Annotated in this window: 14 protein-coding genes and 1 pseudogene; 9 read left to right on the top strand and 6 right to left on the bottom strand. The window is 71.9% G+C overall.

The annotated features are described in order from the left end of the window. Positions 1–22: 22 nt before the first annotated feature. Both BLW86_RS11815 and BLW86_RS11810 read right to left on the bottom strand, forming a co-directional pair. The gene (locus tag BLW86_RS11815; protein WP_093874004.1) at positions 23–1867 is read right to left on the bottom strand and encodes an ABC transporter ATP-binding protein; all 1845 of its coding nucleotides are present in this window, start codon (positions 1865–1867) and stop codon (positions 23–25) included. Next, positions 1864–3642, bottom strand: coding sequence for an ABC transporter ATP-binding protein (locus tag BLW86_RS11810; protein WP_093874003.1), 1779 nt, complete (start codon positions 3640–3642; stop codon positions 1864–1866). The genes BLW86_RS11815 and BLW86_RS11810 overlap by 4 nt, the downstream gene beginning before the upstream one ends. Positions 3643–3778: 136 nt before the next feature. On the opposite strand from BLW86_RS11810, the pseudogene BLW86_RS43105 reads away from it, so the two are divergent. Both BLW86_RS43105 and BLW86_RS11800 read left to right on the top strand, forming a co-directional pair. Continuing rightward, positions 3779–3955 (top strand): annotated as a pseudogene (locus BLW86_RS43105) (DNA-binding response regulator); the annotation flags it as partial. An 80-nt stretch (positions 3956–4035) separates the two neighbouring features. Next, positions 4036–5271: a hypothetical protein gene (locus tag BLW86_RS11800; RefSeq protein WP_093874002.1), complete on the top strand. Its 1236-nt coding sequence runs from the start codon at positions 4036–4038 to the stop codon at positions 5269–5271. 9 nt (positions 5272–5280) lie between these two features. Here the strand turns inward: BLW86_RS11800 and glgX are convergent, their stop codons facing one another. Next, on the bottom strand, positions 5281–7485 hold the full coding sequence (gene glgX / locus BLW86_RS11795) for a glycogen debranching protein GlgX (RefSeq protein WP_093874001.1): 2205 nt from the start codon (positions 7483–7485) through the stop codon (positions 5281–5283). A 164-nt stretch (positions 7486–7649) separates the two neighbouring features. Between glgX and BLW86_RS11790 the strand changes: the two genes are divergently transcribed. From BLW86_RS11790 to BLW86_RS11765, 6 genes are all read left to right on the top strand, one after another. After that, the gene (locus BLW86_RS11790) at positions 7650–8879 is read left to right on the top strand and encodes a L,D-transpeptidase (protein WP_371129470.1); all 1230 of its coding nucleotides are present in this window, start codon (positions 7650–7652) and stop codon (positions 8877–8879) included. A gap of 162 nt (positions 8880–9041) precedes the next feature. Then, on the top strand, positions 9042–10307 hold the full coding sequence (locus BLW86_RS11785; RefSeq protein ID WP_093873999.1) for a L,D-transpeptidase: 1266 nt from the start codon (positions 9042–9044) through the stop codon (positions 10305–10307). Positions 10308–10423: 116 nt separating this feature from the next. Beyond that, a complete protein-coding gene (locus tag BLW86_RS11780) occupies positions 10424–11191 on the top strand; it encodes an enoyl-CoA hydratase/isomerase family protein (protein ID WP_093873998.1) in 768 nt (255 codons plus the stop codon). 66 nt (positions 11192–11257) lie between these two features. Further along, positions 11258–11761 (top strand): ATP-binding protein, encoded by a 504-nt coding sequence (locus BLW86_RS11775; protein ID WP_093878613.1) that lies wholly within the window; start codon positions 11258–11260, stop codon positions 11759–11761. 381 nt (positions 11762–12142) lie between these two features. Further along, the gene (locus BLW86_RS11770; RefSeq protein ID WP_177181628.1) at positions 12143–12943 is read left to right on the top strand and encodes a polysaccharide deacetylase family protein; all 801 of its coding nucleotides are present in this window, start codon (positions 12143–12145) and stop codon (positions 12941–12943) included. Further along, on the top strand, positions 12943–14124 hold the full coding sequence (locus BLW86_RS11765; protein ID WP_093873996.1) for a YncE family protein: 1182 nt from the start codon (positions 12943–12945) through the stop codon (positions 14122–14124). The genes BLW86_RS11770 and BLW86_RS11765 overlap by 1 nt, the downstream gene beginning before the upstream one ends. A 105-nt stretch (positions 14125–14229) precedes the next feature. On the opposite strand, the gene BLW86_RS11760 is transcribed toward BLW86_RS11765, so the two are convergent. Beyond that, complete coding sequence (locus tag BLW86_RS11760) at positions 14230–14868, bottom strand: GNAT family N-acetyltransferase (RefSeq protein WP_093873995.1); 639 nt, start codon at positions 14866–14868, stop codon at positions 14230–14232. 74 nt (positions 14869–14942) lie between these two features. Between BLW86_RS11760 and BLW86_RS11755 the strand changes: the two genes are divergently transcribed. Beyond that, positions 14943–15158 carry an EF-hand domain-containing protein gene (locus BLW86_RS11755; RefSeq protein WP_093873994.1) on the top strand — a complete coding sequence of 72 codons (216 nt, stop codon included), beginning with the start codon at positions 14943–14945 and terminating at the stop codon, positions 15156–15158. Positions 15159–15228: 70 nt separating this feature from the next. Here BLW86_RS11755 and BLW86_RS11750 read toward each other — a convergent pair whose 3' ends face one another. Together BLW86_RS11750 and glyA are read right to left on the bottom strand one after the other, a co-directional pair. Continuing rightward, entirely contained in the window at positions 15229–16599 is a 1371-nt protein-coding gene (locus tag BLW86_RS11750) for an L-serine ammonia-lyase (protein WP_093873993.1), read from the bottom strand. A gap of 149 nt (positions 16600–16748) precedes the next feature. Further along, complete coding sequence (gene glyA / locus BLW86_RS11745; RefSeq protein WP_093873992.1) at positions 16749–18017, bottom strand: serine hydroxymethyltransferase; 1269 nt, start codon at positions 18015–18017, stop codon at positions 16749–16751. Positions 18018–18045 lie beyond the last annotated feature (28 nt).

The following is an 18045-nucleotide window of genomic DNA, read 5'->3' as shown; positions in this document are numbered from 1 at the left end:
TCCGTCCGTGGGCCGCTGACCCTCAACCCACCAGGCTGTCCCGCCACGCCTGGTGCAGGCCCGCGTAGTGACCCTCGCCCTTCACCAGGGTCGACGGGGGGCCGTCCTCGACGATCCGGCCCGACTCCATCACCAGGACGCGGTCCGCCACCTCGACCGTCGACAGACGGTGGGCGATGACCACCGCCGTACGGCCCGCCAGGACCGTGTCCATCGCCCGTTGCACCGCCCGCTCGCCCGGTACGTCCAGGGAGCTGGTCGCCTCGTCCAGGATCAGGACCGCCGGGTCCGCCAGCAGGGCGCGGGCGAAGGCCACCAGTTGGCGTTGGCCGGCCGAGATCCGGCCACCGCGCTTGCGGACGTCCGTGTCGTAGCCGTCCGGGAGGCTCGTGATGAACTCGTGTGCCCCGATGGCCTTCGCCGCGGCTTCGATCTCGTCGCGGGTCGCGTCCGGGCGGCCGATCGCGATGTTCTCCGCGACCGTGCCGGAGAAGAGGAACGCCTCCTGGGTGACCATCACGATCCCGCGGCGGAGGTCGGGGGTCGTGAGGTCGCGGAGGTCCACGCCGTCGAGCCTGACGTGGCCTTCCGTCGGGTCGTAGAAGCGGGCCAGCAGTTTCGCCAGCGTCGACTTGCCCGCGCCCGTCGCGCCGACCACCGCGACCGTCTGGCCCGCCGGGATCGTCAGGTCGAGGCGGGGGAGGACCTCGCCGCCCGTTCGGTAGGCGAATCTCACCGCGTCGAAGACGATCTCCCTGCCGGGGGCCCCGGTGCGGTGGGGGAGTTCGTGGGGTGTCGTCGTCTCCGGGACTCCGGGGGCCTGGGCCAGGAGGCCGGCGATCTTGGTGAGGGACGCCGCCGCCGACTCGTACGAGTTCAGGAACATGCCCAGGCGGTCGATCGGGTCGTACAGGCGGCGCATGTAGAGGACCGCCGCGGCCAGGACGCCCAGTTCGAGCGTTCCGGCCGCCACCCGGTAAGCGCCCCAGAGGCACATGCCGGCCACCGCCGTGTTCGCCACCAGGCGCGAGCCGACCACGTAGCGGGCCATTTCGAGGAGGGCGTCGCCGTTGCTCCGCTCGTGGCGGTGGTTGAGCGCCGCGAACTCGGCGTCGTTGGCCCTCTCCCGGCGGAACGCCCTGACCGGGCGGATGCCGTTCATCGTCTCCGCGAACTTCACGATCACGCCCGCGATGGCCGTGGAACGCTCCGCGTACACCTTGCCCGCGCGCCGCTGGTAGAGCCGGATGAGGAGGTGGAGGGGGAAGAAGGAGGCGACCGCCAGCGCTCCGATGCCCCAGTCCAGAGAGAGGAGGATGAGGGAGATCGAGACGAAGGAGAGGACGACGCCGATCAGTTCCTGCAGGCCCTCCGAGAGCAGTTCGCGGAGGGACTCGACGTCCGTGGTCGAGCGGGAGATCAGCCGGCCCGAGGTGTACCGCTCGTGGAAGTCGACGCTCAGCACCTGCGCGTGCCGGAAGATCCGGCCGCGCAGGTCGAGCAGCGCGTCCTGGTTGATGCGGGCGGCTCCGCGTACGAAGGCGTACTGGAGGACGCCCGACAGGGCGGCGCAGAGGAGGTAGCCGACGCCCACGGCGATGACGGGGCCGTGGTCCCCCGCGCGGAAGGCCGGGACGCCGCGGTCGATGGCGTACGCGACGAGCAGCGGGCCCGCCTGCAGCGCCGCCTCCCTGACGAGGAGGACCAGGGCCGCGATCACGACCCGCGTGCGATGGGGGGCCAGGAGGGAGCGGAGCAGGGCTCCGGTCGCTCCCGGGGGCGCGGGCAGGTCGTCGCGGTCGAAGGGGTCGGACGGTTCGGCCGGGGCCTTCCGTTCCGGTGTTTCCGTGAGCGTGGTGTCCGTCATCGGTTCTCGTCCCCCTCGCCGGACATCAGCCAGGCGTACTCGGCGCTGCTGCGCAGCAGTTCCTGATGGGTGCCCACGGCCGCGATCCGGCCGCGCGAGAGCAGCGCGACCCGGTCGGCGAGCATCACCGTCGACGGGCGGTGCGCCACGACCAGGGCCGTCGTCTCCTTGAGGACCTCCCGCAGGGCCGCCTCGACCCGGGCCTCCGTGTGGACGTCGAGCGCCGAGAGCGGGTCGTCCAGGACGAGGAAGCGGGGCTTGCCGACCACCGCGCGGGCCAGGGCGAGCCGCTGCCGCTGGCCGCCGGAGAGGCTGAGGCCCTGCTCGCCGACCTGGGTCGCGGTCCCCTCGGGCAGCCGGTCGACGAAGCCGTCCGCCTGGGCGACGCCCAGGGCGCGGCGCAGCTCCGGTTCGCCGGCTCCTTCCGCGCCCATCAGGACGTTCTCGCCGACGCTCGCGGAGAACAGCGTCGGCTCCTCGAACGCCATGGAGACGAGGGAGCGGAGCTTCTCCCGTTCCATGAGGGCGATGTCCTCGCCGTCGAGGAGGATGCGGCCGGCCGTCGCCTCGTGCAGGCGCGGCACGAGGGCCGTGAGGGTCGTCTTGCCGGAGCCGGTGCCGCCGACCAGGGCCAGGGTCTCGCCGGGGCGGATGTGGAGGTCGATGCCGTTCAGGACGGGGGGCGTCTCCTCGGAGGCGTCCGGGTAGCGGAAGGTGACGCCCTCGAAGCGGACCCCGTCCGGGACGCCGCCGTCCCCGGTGGCCTCGGCCGTGTCCGGTTCCTCCTCGGCGTCCATCACCTCGAAGTAGCGTTCCGTGGCGGTCGCCGCCTCCTGGCTCATCGCGAGGAGGAAGCCGATCGACTCCACCGGCCAGCGCAGCGCCAGGGCCGTGGACAGGAACGCGACGAGGGTGCCCGCCGACAGGTCCCCGTCGGCGACCTGGACCGTGCCGAGCACGAGCGCGGCCCCGATGGCCAGTTCCGGTACGACGGTGATGACGGCCCAGATCATGGCGAGCAGCCGCGCCTTGGCCAGTTCCGTGCCGCGGAGGTGTCCGGAGAGTTCGCGGAAGGCCTTCGCCTGGCTGCGGTGGCGGCCGAAGCCCTTCACGATCCGGATGCCGAGGACGCTCTCCTCGACGACCGTCGTCAGGTCGCCGACCTGGTCCTGGGCCCGCCGCGCCACCACCCCGTACCGGCGCTCGAAGAAGTTGGAGGCGAGCACGAGCGGGAGCACGGGCGTGAGGAGCACGAGGCCGAGGGTCCAGTCCTGGGTCAGGAGGAGGACGTAACCGGCGAGGATCGTCACGGCGTTGACCAGGAGGAACGTCAGCGGGAAGGCCAGGAACATCCGCACCAGCATCAGGTCCGTCGTGCCGCGCGAGAGCAGCTGTCCGGAGGCCCACCGGTCGTGGAAGGCGATCGGGAGCCGCTGGAGCCTGCCGTACAGGTCGGCCCGCATCCTGGCCTCCACGGCGGACAGCGGGCGGGCCACCAGCCAGCGGCGGAAGCCGAACAGGACGGCCTCGGCGATCCCCAGGAGCAGCAGGTACAGCGCGCCGAGCCAGACGCCCCCGGGGTCCCGGTCCGTGACGGGTCCGTCGACCAGCCACTTCAGGACGATCGGGATGACGAGCGACAGACAGGAGGCGACGATCGCGACGATCGCGGCCGTCACGAGCCGACCCCGCACGGGCCGCACGTACGGCCGGAGACGGAGCAGGACACGGACCGTCGAGCGGTCGGGGTGCGGGGGGATCGGTTTCTCGGGCATCAGGTCCGACCATACGGTTCACCACTGACACGCCTCATCCGATTTTCCCGTGCCGGACCGGTCGGCGGATCTCGCGGTCCTGGAGTCGTATCCCGGCATCGACCGATCGGCTGATGCCGGTTCGAGCGCCATGGCCGGCGTCCGGCCCCGGACCCTCGTCCTCACCACGTACGACACGGACACCGACACCCTCCCGGCGATCGAGGCCGGCGCCACCGGGTACCTCCTGGAGGACGCGCCCCGCGAGGAGCTGTCCGCGGCGGTACGGGCCGCCGCGTCAGGCCGTACGGTCCTGTCGCCGGCCGCCGCCTCGCCCTGGCCGCCGTACGTGCGGAAGGACACGTTCCGTAGGATCCCCGATCTGAAGATCGACCAGGGGCGGGAAGAACGACCATGAGGCATTCCAGAAGATTCCGTACGGCGGCCCTCGCGCTGCCGCTGCTGTTCGCGGCCGTCGGCTGCCAGGCGGCCGGGCAGGCGGAGGAACCGGCCGCGAAGGCGGCCTCGCCGACCGGCAAGCCGGTCTTCGCGGAGCGGCTGGAGGACCAGCTGGGCGCCGCTTCGAGGGCGACCGCCGCGAGCGGCTCGGCCCGCTTCACCGCCACCGTCACCTACGGCTCGGCCGGGGGCAGCGCCGTGGAGCGGACCACCGGCGTCCTCGACTACGCGAAGGACACCGCCCGCGTCGAGCGGTCCGTCGACGTCCCGCGCCGCTTCCCCGAGAAGGCGGCGACCCAGGACCTCGGCCGCGCCCCGGGCGTCACCGTCCGCGAGCAGTACGCCGTCGAGGAGAACGACGTCAGCTACCGGACCTCGCGCGGTACCTGGCTGCGCTACTCCTCCTCCGGCTCCATGGAGTTCGTCGACACCGTCGACGGTTTCCTGGAGTACGCGGGCGAGACCGCCCCCTGGGGCCACACCCTGGCCGAGGTGGTGCGCCACGCGGAACCGGAGCGGAGCCCCGAGCACACCGCCGACGGCGGCCGCCGCTACGAGGTGCGGATCTACGCCGAGACCGCGGCCGAGGCCCTGCCCCCGGAGATCGGGTTCCACCTGGACCACGGCGTCGTCGGCAAGGTGCCGCTGACCGTCGTCCTCGACAGGGACGGCCGTCTGGTCAGGGCCGAGGCGGACTTCCGGTCGGTGCTCGGCGTCCTGCACGCCCAGGACGTCCTCGTCGGGGTGACCTCGCTGCGCGCGGAGTACGCCCTGGCGGACCACGGACGGACCACGGTGCCGCCCCTGCCCGCCGGTGAGCGGTCCCAGGAAGCCGAACGGGCCACCACCACCCTGGGCGTGCTGAAGCCCGGCGCCTGCGCCTCCCTGGACACCGGCCTCGGGTCCATGGACCGGGTCCTGCCGGTCCCCTGCGGCAAGGAGGCGGACCTGCGCGTCTTCGGTCGCGCACGGGTCGAGAAGACGGTCCAGGGCGACCCGACCGGCGTGGGGGAGGCGGCGGCCGGCGAGAAGTGCCGTGCCCGGTTCCGCTCCGCGCCCGCCGCGTGGGTCTCGGGAGCCCGGCCCTCGGGCTCGTACCAGATCTACGGCGGCACGAGCATCAGCCAGGGCTACACCGGTCCCGACTCCACCGTCACCGGCGACTACACCTGTTACGTCACCCTCCGCTGATCCGCCCCCTCACGCCTCCACCCGCAGCAGCACCACCGACCGCCCCTCCACCCTGAGCGTCCCGCCCCCCGGGTGGCGGGTGCCCGGGGCCGTCGACTGGTCGTCCCGCGCCGTGTCGACGACCAGCTCGTACGACTCCGCCCACGGCGGTCCCGGCAGCCGGAAGTCCAGGGGGCGGTGGTCGGCGTGGAGGACGGCGAGGAAGCTGTCGTCGGTGATCTGCTCGCCCCGCGCGTCCCGCCCCGGGATGTCGCGGCCCGACAGGTAGAGGCCGAGCGTGGCCGTCGGCGCGTACCAGTCCCGTTCCGTCATCTCGGTGCCCTCGGCGGTGAACCAGGCCAGGTCCCGCAGCCCGTCCGCGCCCTGCGGCCGGCCGGAGAAGAAGGCCCGGCGGCGCAGTACCGGGTGGCGGTGGCGGAGGGAGAGGAGCCGGCGGGAGATGGCGAGCAGGCCGGCCCGGCCGGGGTCGTCCGGGAGCGACCAGTCGAGCCAGCCGAGTTCGTTGTCCTGGCAGTAGGCGTTGTTGTTGCCGTCCTGGGTGCGGCCCATCTCGTCGCCGGCGACGAGCATCGGGACGCCGGTGGAGAGGAGGAGGGTGGTGAGGAGGTTGCGCTGCTGGCGGAGGCGGAGGGAGTTGATCTCGGGGTCGTCGGTCTCGCCCTCCACGCCGCAGTTCCAGGAGCGGTTGTCGTGGGTGCCGTCCCGGTTGCCCTCGCCGTTGGCCTCGTTGTGCTTGCGTTCGTACGTGACGAGGTCGCGGAGGGTGAAGCCGTCGTGGGCGGTGACGAAGTTGACGGAGGCGTACGGGCGGCGTCCGCCCCAGGCGTACAGGTCGCTGGAGCCGGACAGCCGGTAGCCGAGGTCCCGCACGTCGGGCAGCGCCCCACGCCAGAAGTCCCGGACGGCGTCCCGGTAGCGGTCGTTCCACTCGGTCCACAGGGGTGGGAAGGCGCCGACCTGGTAGCCGCCGTTGCCGACGTCCCAGGGTTCGGCGATGAGCTTGACCCGGCGCAGGACCGGGTCCTGGGCGATCACGGCGAGGAAGGGGGAGAGCATGTCGACGTCGTGCATCGAGCGGGCCAGGGCCGCCGCGAGGTCGAAGCGGAAGCCGTCGACGCCCATCTCGGTCACCCAGTAGCGCAGGGAGTCGGTGATGAGGCGGAGGACCTGCGGCTGCACGACGTGCAGGGTGTTGCCGCAGCCCGTGTAGTCGGCGTACCGGCGGGCGTCGGACTGGAGCCGGTAGTAGCCGCGGTTGTCGATGCCCTTCAGGGAGAGGGTGGGGCCGAGTTCGCCCGCCTCCGCCGTGTGGTTGTAGACGACGTCGAGGATGACCTCGATCCCGGCCGCGTGCAGCGCCCGCACCATCCGTTTGAACTCGCCGACCTGCTGCCCGGCCGTCCCGGAGGAGGAGTAGCCGGCGTGCGGGGCGAAGTAGCCGATCGAGTTGTAGCCCCAGTAGTTGCGCAGCCCGCGCCGCAGGAGGTGGTCCTCGTGGGCGAACTGGTGGACGGGGAGGAGTTCGACCGCCGTCACGCCGAGGCGTGCGAGGTGGTCGATCGCGGCGGGGTGGGCGAGCCCCGCGTACGTGCCCCGCAGGTGCTCCGGAATGTCGGGGTGGAGTTTGGTGAAGCCCTTGACGTGCAGCTCGTAGATGACCGAGTCCTGCCAGGGCGTCTTGGGCCTGCGGTCGTCGGACCAGTCGTCGTCGTCATGGACGACGACCCCCTTGGGGACGTACGGGGCGGAGTCCCGCTCGTCGCGGACGGTGTCGGCCACGTGCTGCTGCGGCCAGTCCCGGACGTGCCCGTACGCCTCCGGGGGCAGCGCCGCGAAGTCGCCGTCGACGGCCCGGGCGTACGGGTCGAGGAGCAGCTTCGCCGGGTTCCAGCGGGCGCCCGTCCACGGGTCCCAGCGGCCGTGCACCCGGTAGCCGTACCGCTGTCCCGGTCCGACGCCCGGCACGAAGCCGTGCCAGATCTCGTGCGTCAGTTCGGTCAGCCGGAGTCGTGTCTCCGTGCCGTCGGCGTCGAAGAGGCACAGCTCCACGGCCTCCGCCCCGCCCGCCCACAGGGCGAAGTTGGTGCCCGTCACCCCGCCGGGGCCGACCCGGCAGCGGGCCCCCAAGGGGGTCGGCGCCCCCGGCCACACCGGTGGCACGGCCCGCTCCAGGGCATGCTCGGACACCGCCTCCTGCTCGGCTGCGCTCGCCACCGTCCCGGCCTCCCGCGGCTCGTCGGGCTCGCACCCGCGGGAGCGGCGACGTCCCGGCCGCCGCTCCCGCGGGTGGTTCTCCCTCTGTTCTGCCCGCACGGCCGTGCTCCCAACATGACCCGCACGCACGTTTCCCCTGGAGGGTGGCCGTCGTTGGGCCGAGCGTGACACTTGTATGGGAGCGGGCGAGGCGGGCCCTCGTGGCGACGGGACTGGTGGCGGGGCTTGCGACGGGCCTCGCGGGCTGCACCGGGGCGGACGGCGAGGGGGGCGTCGGCATCAGCCTGCCGGGCAAGGCGCGGGCCCCGGGCGACGTCATCCGGGTGAGTCCGGAGGACGGCAGCCGGGCGGTGCCGGCCGGCGGGCCCGTCGAGGTGAGGGTGGACAGCGGACGGCTGGAGCGGGTGACGGTCGTGCAGGTCGAGGACGGTCTGCGGGCCGGGGTCGCCGGGGAGATCTCGGCGGACGGGCTGCGCTGGCGGCCCCGGCCGGGCACCCGGCTCGCGCTGGCCGCCAAGTACAGCGTGGACGCGGTCGCGCTCGACGGGCACGGGCGGCGCTCGGCCCGGCACACCACCTTCACCACCGTCGTCCCCGGGTCCCGCTTCATCGGCTACTTCAAGCCGGAGAACCGTTCCACGGTCGGCACCGGCATGATCGTCTCCTTCGGCTTCAACCGGCCGATCGAGAACCGGGCCGAGGTCGAGCGGGCCGTCCGCGTCACCTCGGAGCCGCCGGTGGAGGTCGTCGGCCACTGGTTCGGCAAGGAGCGGCTGGACTTCCGGCCCGCGGCGTACTGGCGGCCCGGCACGAAGGTGACCGTCGAGCTCGCGCTGCGGGACGTCGAGGGGGCGCCCGGGGTGTACGGCATCCAGCGCAAGAAGGTCGGCTTCACCGTCGGCCGCTCCCAGGTCTCCCTGGTCGACGCCGAGGAGCACACGATGGAGGTCCGGCGGAACGGCGAGGTGCTCGCCACGCTGCCGGTCACGGCGGGCGCGCCGAAGACCACCACGTACAACGGGAAGATGGTCGTGACCGAGCTGTACGACGTGACCCGGATGGACGGCAGGACGGTCGGCTTCGGCGGCGAGTACGACATCAAGGACGTGCCGCACGCGATGCGTCTGACCGACTCGGGGACCTTCCTGCACGGCAACTACTGGGCGGCGGCCTCCACCTTCGGCTCCGCCAACGTCAGCCACGGCTGCGTGGGCCTGCGGGACGAGAAGGGCGGCAGCGCGGACTCGCCCGCGGGCTGGTTCTTCGACCGGACGCTCGTCGGCGACGTGGTGGAGGTGGTCAACTCCCACGACAAGGAGGTCGCCCCCGACAACGGCCTCGGCGGCTGGAACCTGGACTGGGACCGGTGGAAGGCGGGCTCCGCGCTGAGGTGAGTCCGGGCGGTCTCCCGTATCACGCCCACTGGTGCCGAACGGTGACATTCACGAGGAACTTTCGTGTCCTGCGGTGTGATTATCTAGCGCTGTGTGCGCGAGTGGATGCGCACGGGGGTGGGGCCCTGGCATTGCCGGGCCGTGCGAGGGGAGAAGACCACAGTGAACGGGCAGCCGATATCGGGGGCATCGGTAGGAGCGACGGGGCGGCGCGGCCGACGCGGGGGCGTCGGACTGCAGGCCCTGGCGGCGGGGGCACTGCTCCTGGTCCTGACCGCGTGCGGCGGTGGTGAGACCGCCACCGGCGGCGGTGCGGGGGGACAGGGGCCGGCGGCCCAGGGCGGCGGCAAGCAGGAGAACGCGGCCTCCCAGGCGGTCGTGACGATCCTTCCGAAGGACGGCGCCGACTCGGTCGCCACCAGCGGAGCCCTCAAGATCACCGCGGCGCAGGGCAAGCTGACCACCGTCGAGGTCGCCGACTCCAAGGGCGACAAGGTCGAGGGCAAGATCGCCGCGGACGGCGCCAGCTGGTCGCCGAGCGCGCACCTGGCCGCGGCCACCCAGTACAAGGTCCACGCGATCGCGAAGGACACCGAGGGCCGCGAGTCGGCGAAGGACACCACCTTCACCACGCTGGTCCCGAAGAACACCTTCATCGGCCAGTACACGCCCGAGGACGGTTCGACCGTCGGCGTCGGCATGCCGGTCTCCATCAACTTCAGCCGGGGCATCACCGACCCCGAGGCCGTCGAGAAGGCCATCAAGGTGACGGCCGTCCCGGCCGTCCGGATCGAGGGCCACTGGTTCGGCAACGACCGCCTCGACTTCCGCCCGGAGGACTACTGGGCCGCCGGCACCAAGGTGACGGTCGAGCTGAACCTGGACGGCGTCGAGGGCCGCCCCGGTGTCTACGGCAAGCAGAAGAAGTCGATCTCCTTCACCATCGGCCGCCGTCAGGTCTCCACCGTCGACGCGAGCGCCAAGACGATGAAGGTCGAGCGGGACGGCGCGATCATCAAGACGCTGCCGATCACCGCGGGCGCGCCGTCCACGACCACGTACAACGGTCAGATGGTCATCAGCGAGAAGTACAAGGTGACCCGCATGAACGGGGCCACGGTCGGCTTCGGCGGCGAGTACGACATCAAGGACGTGCCGCACGCCATGCGCCTGTCCAACTCGGGCACCTTCGTCCACGGCAACTACTGGGCGCCGTCCTCGACCTTCGGCTCCAGCAACGTCAGCCACGGCTGCGTCGGCCTGGAGGACGCGCGGGGCGCGGGCGACAGCTCGACGCCGGCCGCCTGGTTCTACGACCGCTCGATCATCGGCGACGTCGTGATCGTGAAGAACTCCAAGGACAAGCAGATCACTCCGGAGAACGGCCTCAACGGCTGGAACATGGACTGGTCGGAGTGGATCGCCTAGATCCGTCGGATCCGCAGTGAGGGGGGCCCGGTGCTGTGAGCAACAGCACCGGGCCCCTTCTCGTGCTGTGCCTTCTGGGGGGAGACCCCCAGACCCCCCGCCACTAACCTTTCCCCATGACTGTGAACCTCGAAGTCGCCGATGGCGTCGGCACGATCCGCCTCGACCGCCCCCCGATGAACGCGCTGGACATCGCCACCCAGGACCGGCTGCGCGAGCTGGCCCAGGAGGCGACCGACCGCGACGACGTGCGGGCCGTGGTCCTCTACGGCGGCGAGAAGGTGTTCGCCGCCGGCGCGGACATCAAGGAGATGCAGGTCATGGACCACGTGGCCATGGTCAAGCGCTCGCGCGCCCTTCAGGACTCCTTCACCGCCGTCGCCCGCATCCCGAAGCCGGTCGTCGCCGCGATCACCGGTTACGCGCTGGGCGGCGGCTGCGAGCTCGCGCTCTGCGCCGACTACCGGATCGCCGCCGACAACGCCAAGCTGGGCCAGCCGGAGATCCTCCTCGGCCTGATCCCCGGCGCGGGCGGCACCCAGCGCCTGTCCCGGCTCGTCGGCCCCTCCAAGGCCAAGGACCTCATCTTCACCGGCCGGATGGTGAAGGCCGACGAGGCCCTGACGCTCGGTCTGGTCGACCGGGTCGTCCCGGCCGCCGAGGTGTACGACCAGGCGCACGCCTGGGCCGCCAAGCTGGCGCAGGGTCCGGCCGTCGCCCTGCGGGCCGCGAAGGAGGCGATCGACCAGGGCCTGGAGGCCGACATCGACACCGGTCTCGCCATCGAGCGCACCTGGTTCTCCGCCCTGTTCGCGACCGAGGACCGCGAGACCGGGATGCGCAGCTTCGTCGAGGAGGGCCCGGGCAAGGCGAAGTTCGCCTGACGATCCTTCACGGGTGGGGGCCGATTCCATCGGAACGGCCCCCGCGGAGGGCTCCGTGCGGCCATGATGGGGGGCATGGCGGGTAGGGAACAACCGGGGCAGCGCGCGAGCGCCGCCGCACCGCGGTGGTCACCGGTCGCGGACGACGAACAGGCCGCCGACGCAGTGGAGTTGTACGGCAACCCGGCCGAGGAGGATGTCCGGCTGCCGTCCCGCCCCGAGTCCGCGTGGGTGGCCCGCAGGCTCACCCAGCACGTCCTGCTGCGACAGTGGGCGCTCGGCCCCCAGCTCGCCGAGCACGCGGTGCTGCTCGTCTCGGAGCTCGTCGGGAACGCCGTCCGGCACACCGGCGCCCGCGTCTTCGCGCTGCGGTTACAGCGGCGCCGCGGCTGGATCCGGATCGAGGTGCGCGACCCCTCGCGGGGACTGCCCTGTCTGATGCCGGTGCACGAGCTCGACATCAGCGGCCGCGGGCTCTTCCTCGTCGACAAGCTGGCCGACCGCTGGGGCGTGGACCTGGCGCCGCGCGGCAAGACGACCTGGTTCGAGATGCGGGTCTCGGACCGCTGACGCGCCCCGGACGCACGGAAGCCCCCGTGCGCCGTGGTGAGGCGCGTGGGGGCTTCCGTGTGGTGTGCCGTGGACGGGGGGGTGTATCCACGGCCGCTATGTCGACCTGGCCCGGGTCAATGGGGGTCGTGTCTCCGACTATGGCAGACGGGGGGCCTTGCCGCCAAAAGTCCCTAGCGGGGCAAGGTGGGGCAAAAGTGGACAGTTCAATTATGAATCGTTGGTGACGTGTAGCACTCGCCTTGTAAACAGTGAATGGCTATGCGGTTCGCTGGGTGTTTCTGGGTGTCGTCCGCATGCTGGACGCTCGACATGTAGGTGCAAACGTCCTGAATTGGCCTAATCGGCGCCAATGGGTCGGTATCCCTCTTGAATGGTCGCGTGAAGCCGACCGACCGCCGAGGAGCCCTCCGCGCGGGCGCGGCCGCCGCCCTCGCGGGAGCCCTCTCCACCGCGTGCGGCACGGAACCCCGCCCCGCCCCCGCCACCGGGCACCACCCCGCCACCGGGCACCACCCCGCCGCCGGGCACCGCCCCGCCCCCGCGCCCGTCGCCGCCCCGGCACCCCGCCGCTTCCCCGGACAGCCGGACGAGATCGCCCACGGCCCCCGCGACCGCCCCCGGGTCGCCCTCACCTTCCACGGCCAGGGGGATCCCGCCCTCGCCCGGCGGCTCCTCACCCAGGCGGAGAAGGCCGGCGCCCGCGTCACCGTCCTCGCCGTCGGCAGCTGGCTCGACCAGCACCCCGACATGGCCCGCCGCATCCTCGACGGCGGCCACGACCTCGGCAACCACACCCAGCACCACATCGACGTCAACGCCATGACCGAGGCCCGGGCCCTCGCCGAGATCGAGGCCTGCGCCGCCCGGCTGCGCCGGCTCACCGGCTCCGTCGGCACCTGGTTCCGCCCCTCCCGCACCCGGAACGCCGCCCCCGCCGTCCTGCGCGCCGCCCGCCGCGCCGGATACCCGCACGTCCTCTCGTACGACGTCGACTCCCTCGACTTCACCTCGCCCGGCGCCGCGGCCGTCGTCCGCAACGTCACCGGGCCGGTCCGCGCCGGATCCGTCGTCAGCCTGCACTTCGGCTACCCGGACACCGCCGCCGCGCTGCCCCTCCTCCTCGCCGATCTCGACCGCCGCGGCCTGAGCGCGGTCACCACCACGGAGCTGCTGAGCTGATGGCAAACCTCAAGAAGAGATCCAGGACCCTCCTCGCCGCCGCCCTCCTCGTCGCCCTCGCCGGCTGCGGCACCGCGAACCACCCCGAGGGCGCCGCCCCCGTGAAGAAGGCCGCCGCCCCCGCCGTGCCCAAGCGGGCCACCGCCCCCGCCGGACTCCCCGGCATGCCGCCCCTGCTCGACCCGCACGACGTCTACGCCGCCGACCGGCCGGGCCGGCTCTCCCCGGTGGTGCGGAACTTCCCCTCCCGGGTCTACGTCCCCAACACCAACTCCAACACCGTCTCCGTCATCGACCCCACGACCTACCAGGTCGTCGAGACCATCCCGGTCGGCCTCCAGCCCCAGCACGTCGTCCCCTCCTGGGACATGAAGACCCTCTGGGTCAACAACGACCGGGGCCACACGCTCACCCCCATCGACCCGGCCACCGGCGTCGCCGGCAAGCCCGTCGAGGTCCACGACCCGTACAACCTCTACTTCACGCCCAACGGCAAGTACGCCGTCGTCATGGCCTCGCTCGACCGCGAACTCGTCTTCCGCGACCCGCACACCATGGAACGGAAGAAGACCGTCCCCGTCAGCTGCTACGGCGTCAACCACGCCGACTTCTCCGCCGACGGCCGCTACTTCGTCGTCTCCTGCGAGTTCTCCGGCGAACTCCTCAAGGTCGACACCGAGAAGATGGAGGTGATCGGCCAGCAGAAACTGCCCTTCGAGGGCGCCATGCCGCAGGACGTGAAGATCTCTCCGGACGGCAAGACCTTCTACGTCGCCGACATGATGGCCCACGGCATGTGGGTCCTGGACGGCGAGAAGTTCACCACCCCCACCCTGCTCCCCACCGGCAAGGGCTGCCACGGCCTCTACGTCGGCCGCGACTCGCGCGAGATGTACGTCTCCAACCGCGGCGAGGGCTCGGTCTCCGTCTTCGACTTCCAGCAGAACAAGCTCACCAAGAAGTGGTGGCTCCCGGACGGCGGCTCCCCCGACATGGGCGGCGTCTCCGCCGACGGCAAGGTCCTGTGGCTCTCCGGACGCTACGACTCCGAGGTGTACGCGATCGACACCACCACCGGCAAGCAGCTCGCCCGCATCCCCGTCGGCAGCGGCCCCCACGGCCTCGCCGTCTACCCCCAGCCGGGCCGCTACTCCCTGGGGCACACCGGCATCTTCCGGTAGGGGGCCGGGCCGGCTCTTCCTGTTAGGGGGGCCGGGTCGGCTCTTCCGGTAGGGGCCCGGCCGGTTCTTCCGGTGGCGGGTTCAGTCGGTTCTTCCGGGAGCCGCTCAGCCGGCGATCAGGAGCGCCTCCGAGGCCACCGGGCGGTAGCCCGCCGCCTGGAAGACGCGGACGCTGCGGGCGTTGCCCGGGGACTGCTGGGCCCACACCACCTCGCCCGGGGTGAGGTGGCGGGCCGCCGTCGCCAGGGCCCGCCCCAGGCCCCGGTGGCGCACCTCCTCGTCCACCTCGATCGCCGCCTCCCAGCGGCCCGCGACGCCCCGGCCCAGGACAAGCACCCCGCCGTCGGCCGCCCACACCCGGACGTCGTCGCGGAACTTCAGCGCCCGCGCCACCCGGGGGTGCCCCGGGTCGTCGATCTCGCGGAGCTCCAGCGGGGGAGGGCCCGGCAGCGCGTCCGCCACCGTGAGCAGGTCGATGGTGTTCATGTGCCGGCCGGTGCGGGCCATCAACGCGAGCAGGAAGCCCGGGTTCATGCTCGCCGCGAGCGGGTCGCCCGACGTGGCCGCCAGCGCGGCCCGCACCCACTCCGGGTCGGCGTCCGTGAAGACCACCGAATGGGCGGTGAAGGCCAGCACCCCCGCGTCCCGGGGGCCCGGCTGCGGCACCACCGTCGTCGAACCGTCCGGGGGCGGGAACGCCCCGCGTGCCGCCGCCGCCAGGACCCGTGCCACCTCGTCGCTCATGCCCCCATCATCCGGCAGCGCGCGGCCAGCTAATCTGACCTCCGTCAGACAAGCACCAAGAAGGGGCGGACGCAGTGGCGGACATCGACTCGGCACGCACGGCATTCAACAAGTTCGACGTGGACGGCGACGGCTTCATCACCGCCGCGGAGTACAAGCACGTCATGGCGCAGCTGGGCGACTTCCACGTCACCGAGTCGGTCGCCGAGGCGCTCATCAAGCAGCGCGACGACAACGGGGACGGCGTGCTGTCCTGGGACGAGTTCTGGGCGCACTACAGCAAGGCGTGACCTTCCCGCCCGGCGGGAAAGGAACGGCCCGCCCCGGGAGTCCCGGGGCGGGCCGTTCTGGTGAAACGGTTCAGCACTCGATGATGTTCACCGCGAGACCGCCGCGCGCGGTCTCCTTGTACTTGACGCTCATGTCGGCGCCCGTCTCCTTCATGGTCTTGATGACCTTGTCGAGGGAGACCAGGTGGCTGCCGTCGCCGCGCATCGACATCTTCGCCGCCGTGACGGCCTTGACCGCCGCCATGCCGTTCCGCTCGATGCACGGGATCTGGACCAGGCCGCCGACCGGGTCGCAGGTCAGGCCCAGGTTGTGCTCCATGCCGATCTCGGCCGCGTTCTCCACCTGCTCCGGGGAGCCGCCGAGGACCTCGGCGAGCGCGCCGGCCGCCATCGAGCAGGCCGAGCCGACCTCGCCCTGGCAGCCGACCTCGGCGCCGGAGATCGAGGCGTTCTCCTTGAAGAGCATGCCGACCGCGCCGGCCGCGAGGAGGAAGCGGACGATCCCGTCCTCGTCGGCGCCGGGCACGAAGTTCATGTAGTAGTGCAGGACCGCCGGGATGATGCCGGCCGCGCCGTTCGTCGGGGCGGTGACCACCCGGCCGCCCGCCGCGTTCTCCTCGTTCACGGCCATCGCGTAGAGGGTGATCCACTCCATCGCGTGCGCCTTCGGGTCGCCCTCGGAGCGCAGCTTGCGGGCGGAGGTCGCGGCGCGGCGGCGGACCTTCAGGCCGCCGGGCAGGATGCCCTCGCGGGACATGCCGCGCGAGACGCAGGCCTGCATGACCCGCCAGATCTCCAGGAGGCCGGCGCGGATCTCCTCCTCGGTGCGCCAGGCCTTCTCGTTCTCCAGCATCAGGGAGGAGATCGACAGGCCGGTCTCCTTGGTGAGGCGGAGCAGCTCGTCGCCGGTGCGGAAGGGGTACTTCAGGACGGTGTCGTCCGGGATGATCGGGTTCTCGCCGGCCACCGCGTCCTCGTCGACGACGAAGCCGCCACCGACCGAGTAGTACGTCTTCTCCAGGACGAGCCCGCCCTCCGCGTCGTACGCGAAGACCGTCATGCCGTTGGCGTGGTACGGGAGCGCCTTGCGGCGGTGCAGGATCAGGTCGTCGTCGAACGAGAACGGGATCTCGTGCGCGCCGAGCAGGTTGATCCGGCCGCTCGCCTTGATCCGCTCGAACTCGTCGTCGGCGCTCTCCACGTCGACCGTGCGCGGCGAGTTGCCCTCCAGGCCGAGCAGGACCGCCTTGGGGGTGCCGTGGCCGTGGCCGGTCGCGCCGAGCGAGCCGTACAGCTCCGCCCGTATCGACGCCGTGTGGGTGAGCAGGCCCTCGTTCTTCAGGCGGCGGGCGAACATCCGGGCAGCCCTCATGGGGCCCACCGTGTGGGAGCTCGACGGACCGATGCCGATCGAGAACAGGTCGAAGACCGAGATGGCCACGGGAGGACTCCTTGTGGGGGCTAGACGCCGTTGTCTGCCGGGGTGGAGCAGAAAGGCTGAGCACGGGGCGGGGCACCGCGCTCACTGTCCAGTGTGCGCGGTGCCCCGGAGCTTTCGTACGAATGAAACCGGAACTAAAGCGTACGAAATTACTTCAGGCCGGGGTACAGCGGGTGCTTGTCCGCGAGGGCGGTCACCCGGGCCTTGAGGGCCGCGGCCTTGTCGGCGTCGAAGCCCGGCTTCAGGGTCTCGGCGATGACGTCGGCGACCTCGGCGAAGTCCTCGGCCTGGAAGCCGCGGGTCGCGAGCGCCGGCGTGCCGATGCGCAGACCGGAGGTGACCATCGGCGGGCGCGGGTCGTTCGGAACGGCGTTCCGGTTGACCGTGATGCCGACCTCGTGGAGGCGGTCCTCGGCCTGCTGGCCGTCGAGCTCGGAGTCGCGCAGGTCCACCAGGACCAGGTGCACGTCCGTGCCGCCGGACAGGACGGAGACGCCGTGGGCGGTGACGTCGTCCTGGACCAGGCGCTCGGCCAGCGCGCGGGCGCCGTCCAGGGTGCGCTGCTGGCGCTCCTTGAACTCCTCCGAGGCCGCGACCTTGAAGGAGACGGCCTTGGCCGCGATCACGTGCTCCAGCGGGCCGCCCTGGAAGCCGGGGAAGACCGAGGAGTTCAGCTTCTTCGCGAACTCCTTCTTCGCCAGGATGATGCCGCCGCGCGGGCCGCCGAGCGTCTTGTGCGTGGTGGAGGTCACCACGTCCGCGTACTCGACCGGGTTCGGGTGCAGACCCGCGGCCACGAGGCCCGCGAAGTGGGCCATGTCGACCCACAGGTAGGCCTCGACCTCGTCGGCGATCCGGCGGAACTCGGCGAAGTCCAGCTGACGCGGGTACGCCGACCAGCCGGCGATGATCACCTTCGGGCGGTGCTCCTTGGCGAGGCGCTCGACCTCGGCCATGTCGACCAGACCGGCCTCGTCCACGTGGTACGCGACCACGTTGAACTGCTTGCCGGAGAAGTTCAGGCGCATGCCGTGGGTGAGGTGGCCGCCGTGGGCCAGGTCCAGACCCAGGATCGTGTCGCCGGGCTGGGCGATCGCGAAGAGGGCGGCCTGGTTCGCGGAGGCGCCGGAGTGCGGCTGGACGTTGGCGTACTCGGCGCCGAACAGGTCCTTGATCCGGTCGATGGCGATCTGCTCGGCCACGTCGACGTGCTCGCAGCCGCCGTAGTAGCGGCGGCCCGGGTAGCCCTCGGCGTACTTGTTGGTGAGGACGGAGCCCTGGGCCTCCATGACCGCGACCGGAGCGAAGTTCTCCGAGGCGATCATCTCGAGGGTGGACTGCTGACGGCGGAGCTCGGCGTCGACGGCGGCGGCGACGTCGGGGTCCAGCTCGTGGAGGGGAGTGTTCAGAAGCGACATGAATCGATCCCTAAGGGGTCTCGGGCCC

This window comes from Streptomyces sp. TLI_105, assembly GCF_900105415.1.
Classification (GTDB): domain Bacteria; phylum Actinomycetota; class Actinomycetes; order Streptomycetales; family Streptomycetaceae; genus Streptomyces.
This window is presented reverse-complemented; position numbering and strand designations above follow the sequence as displayed.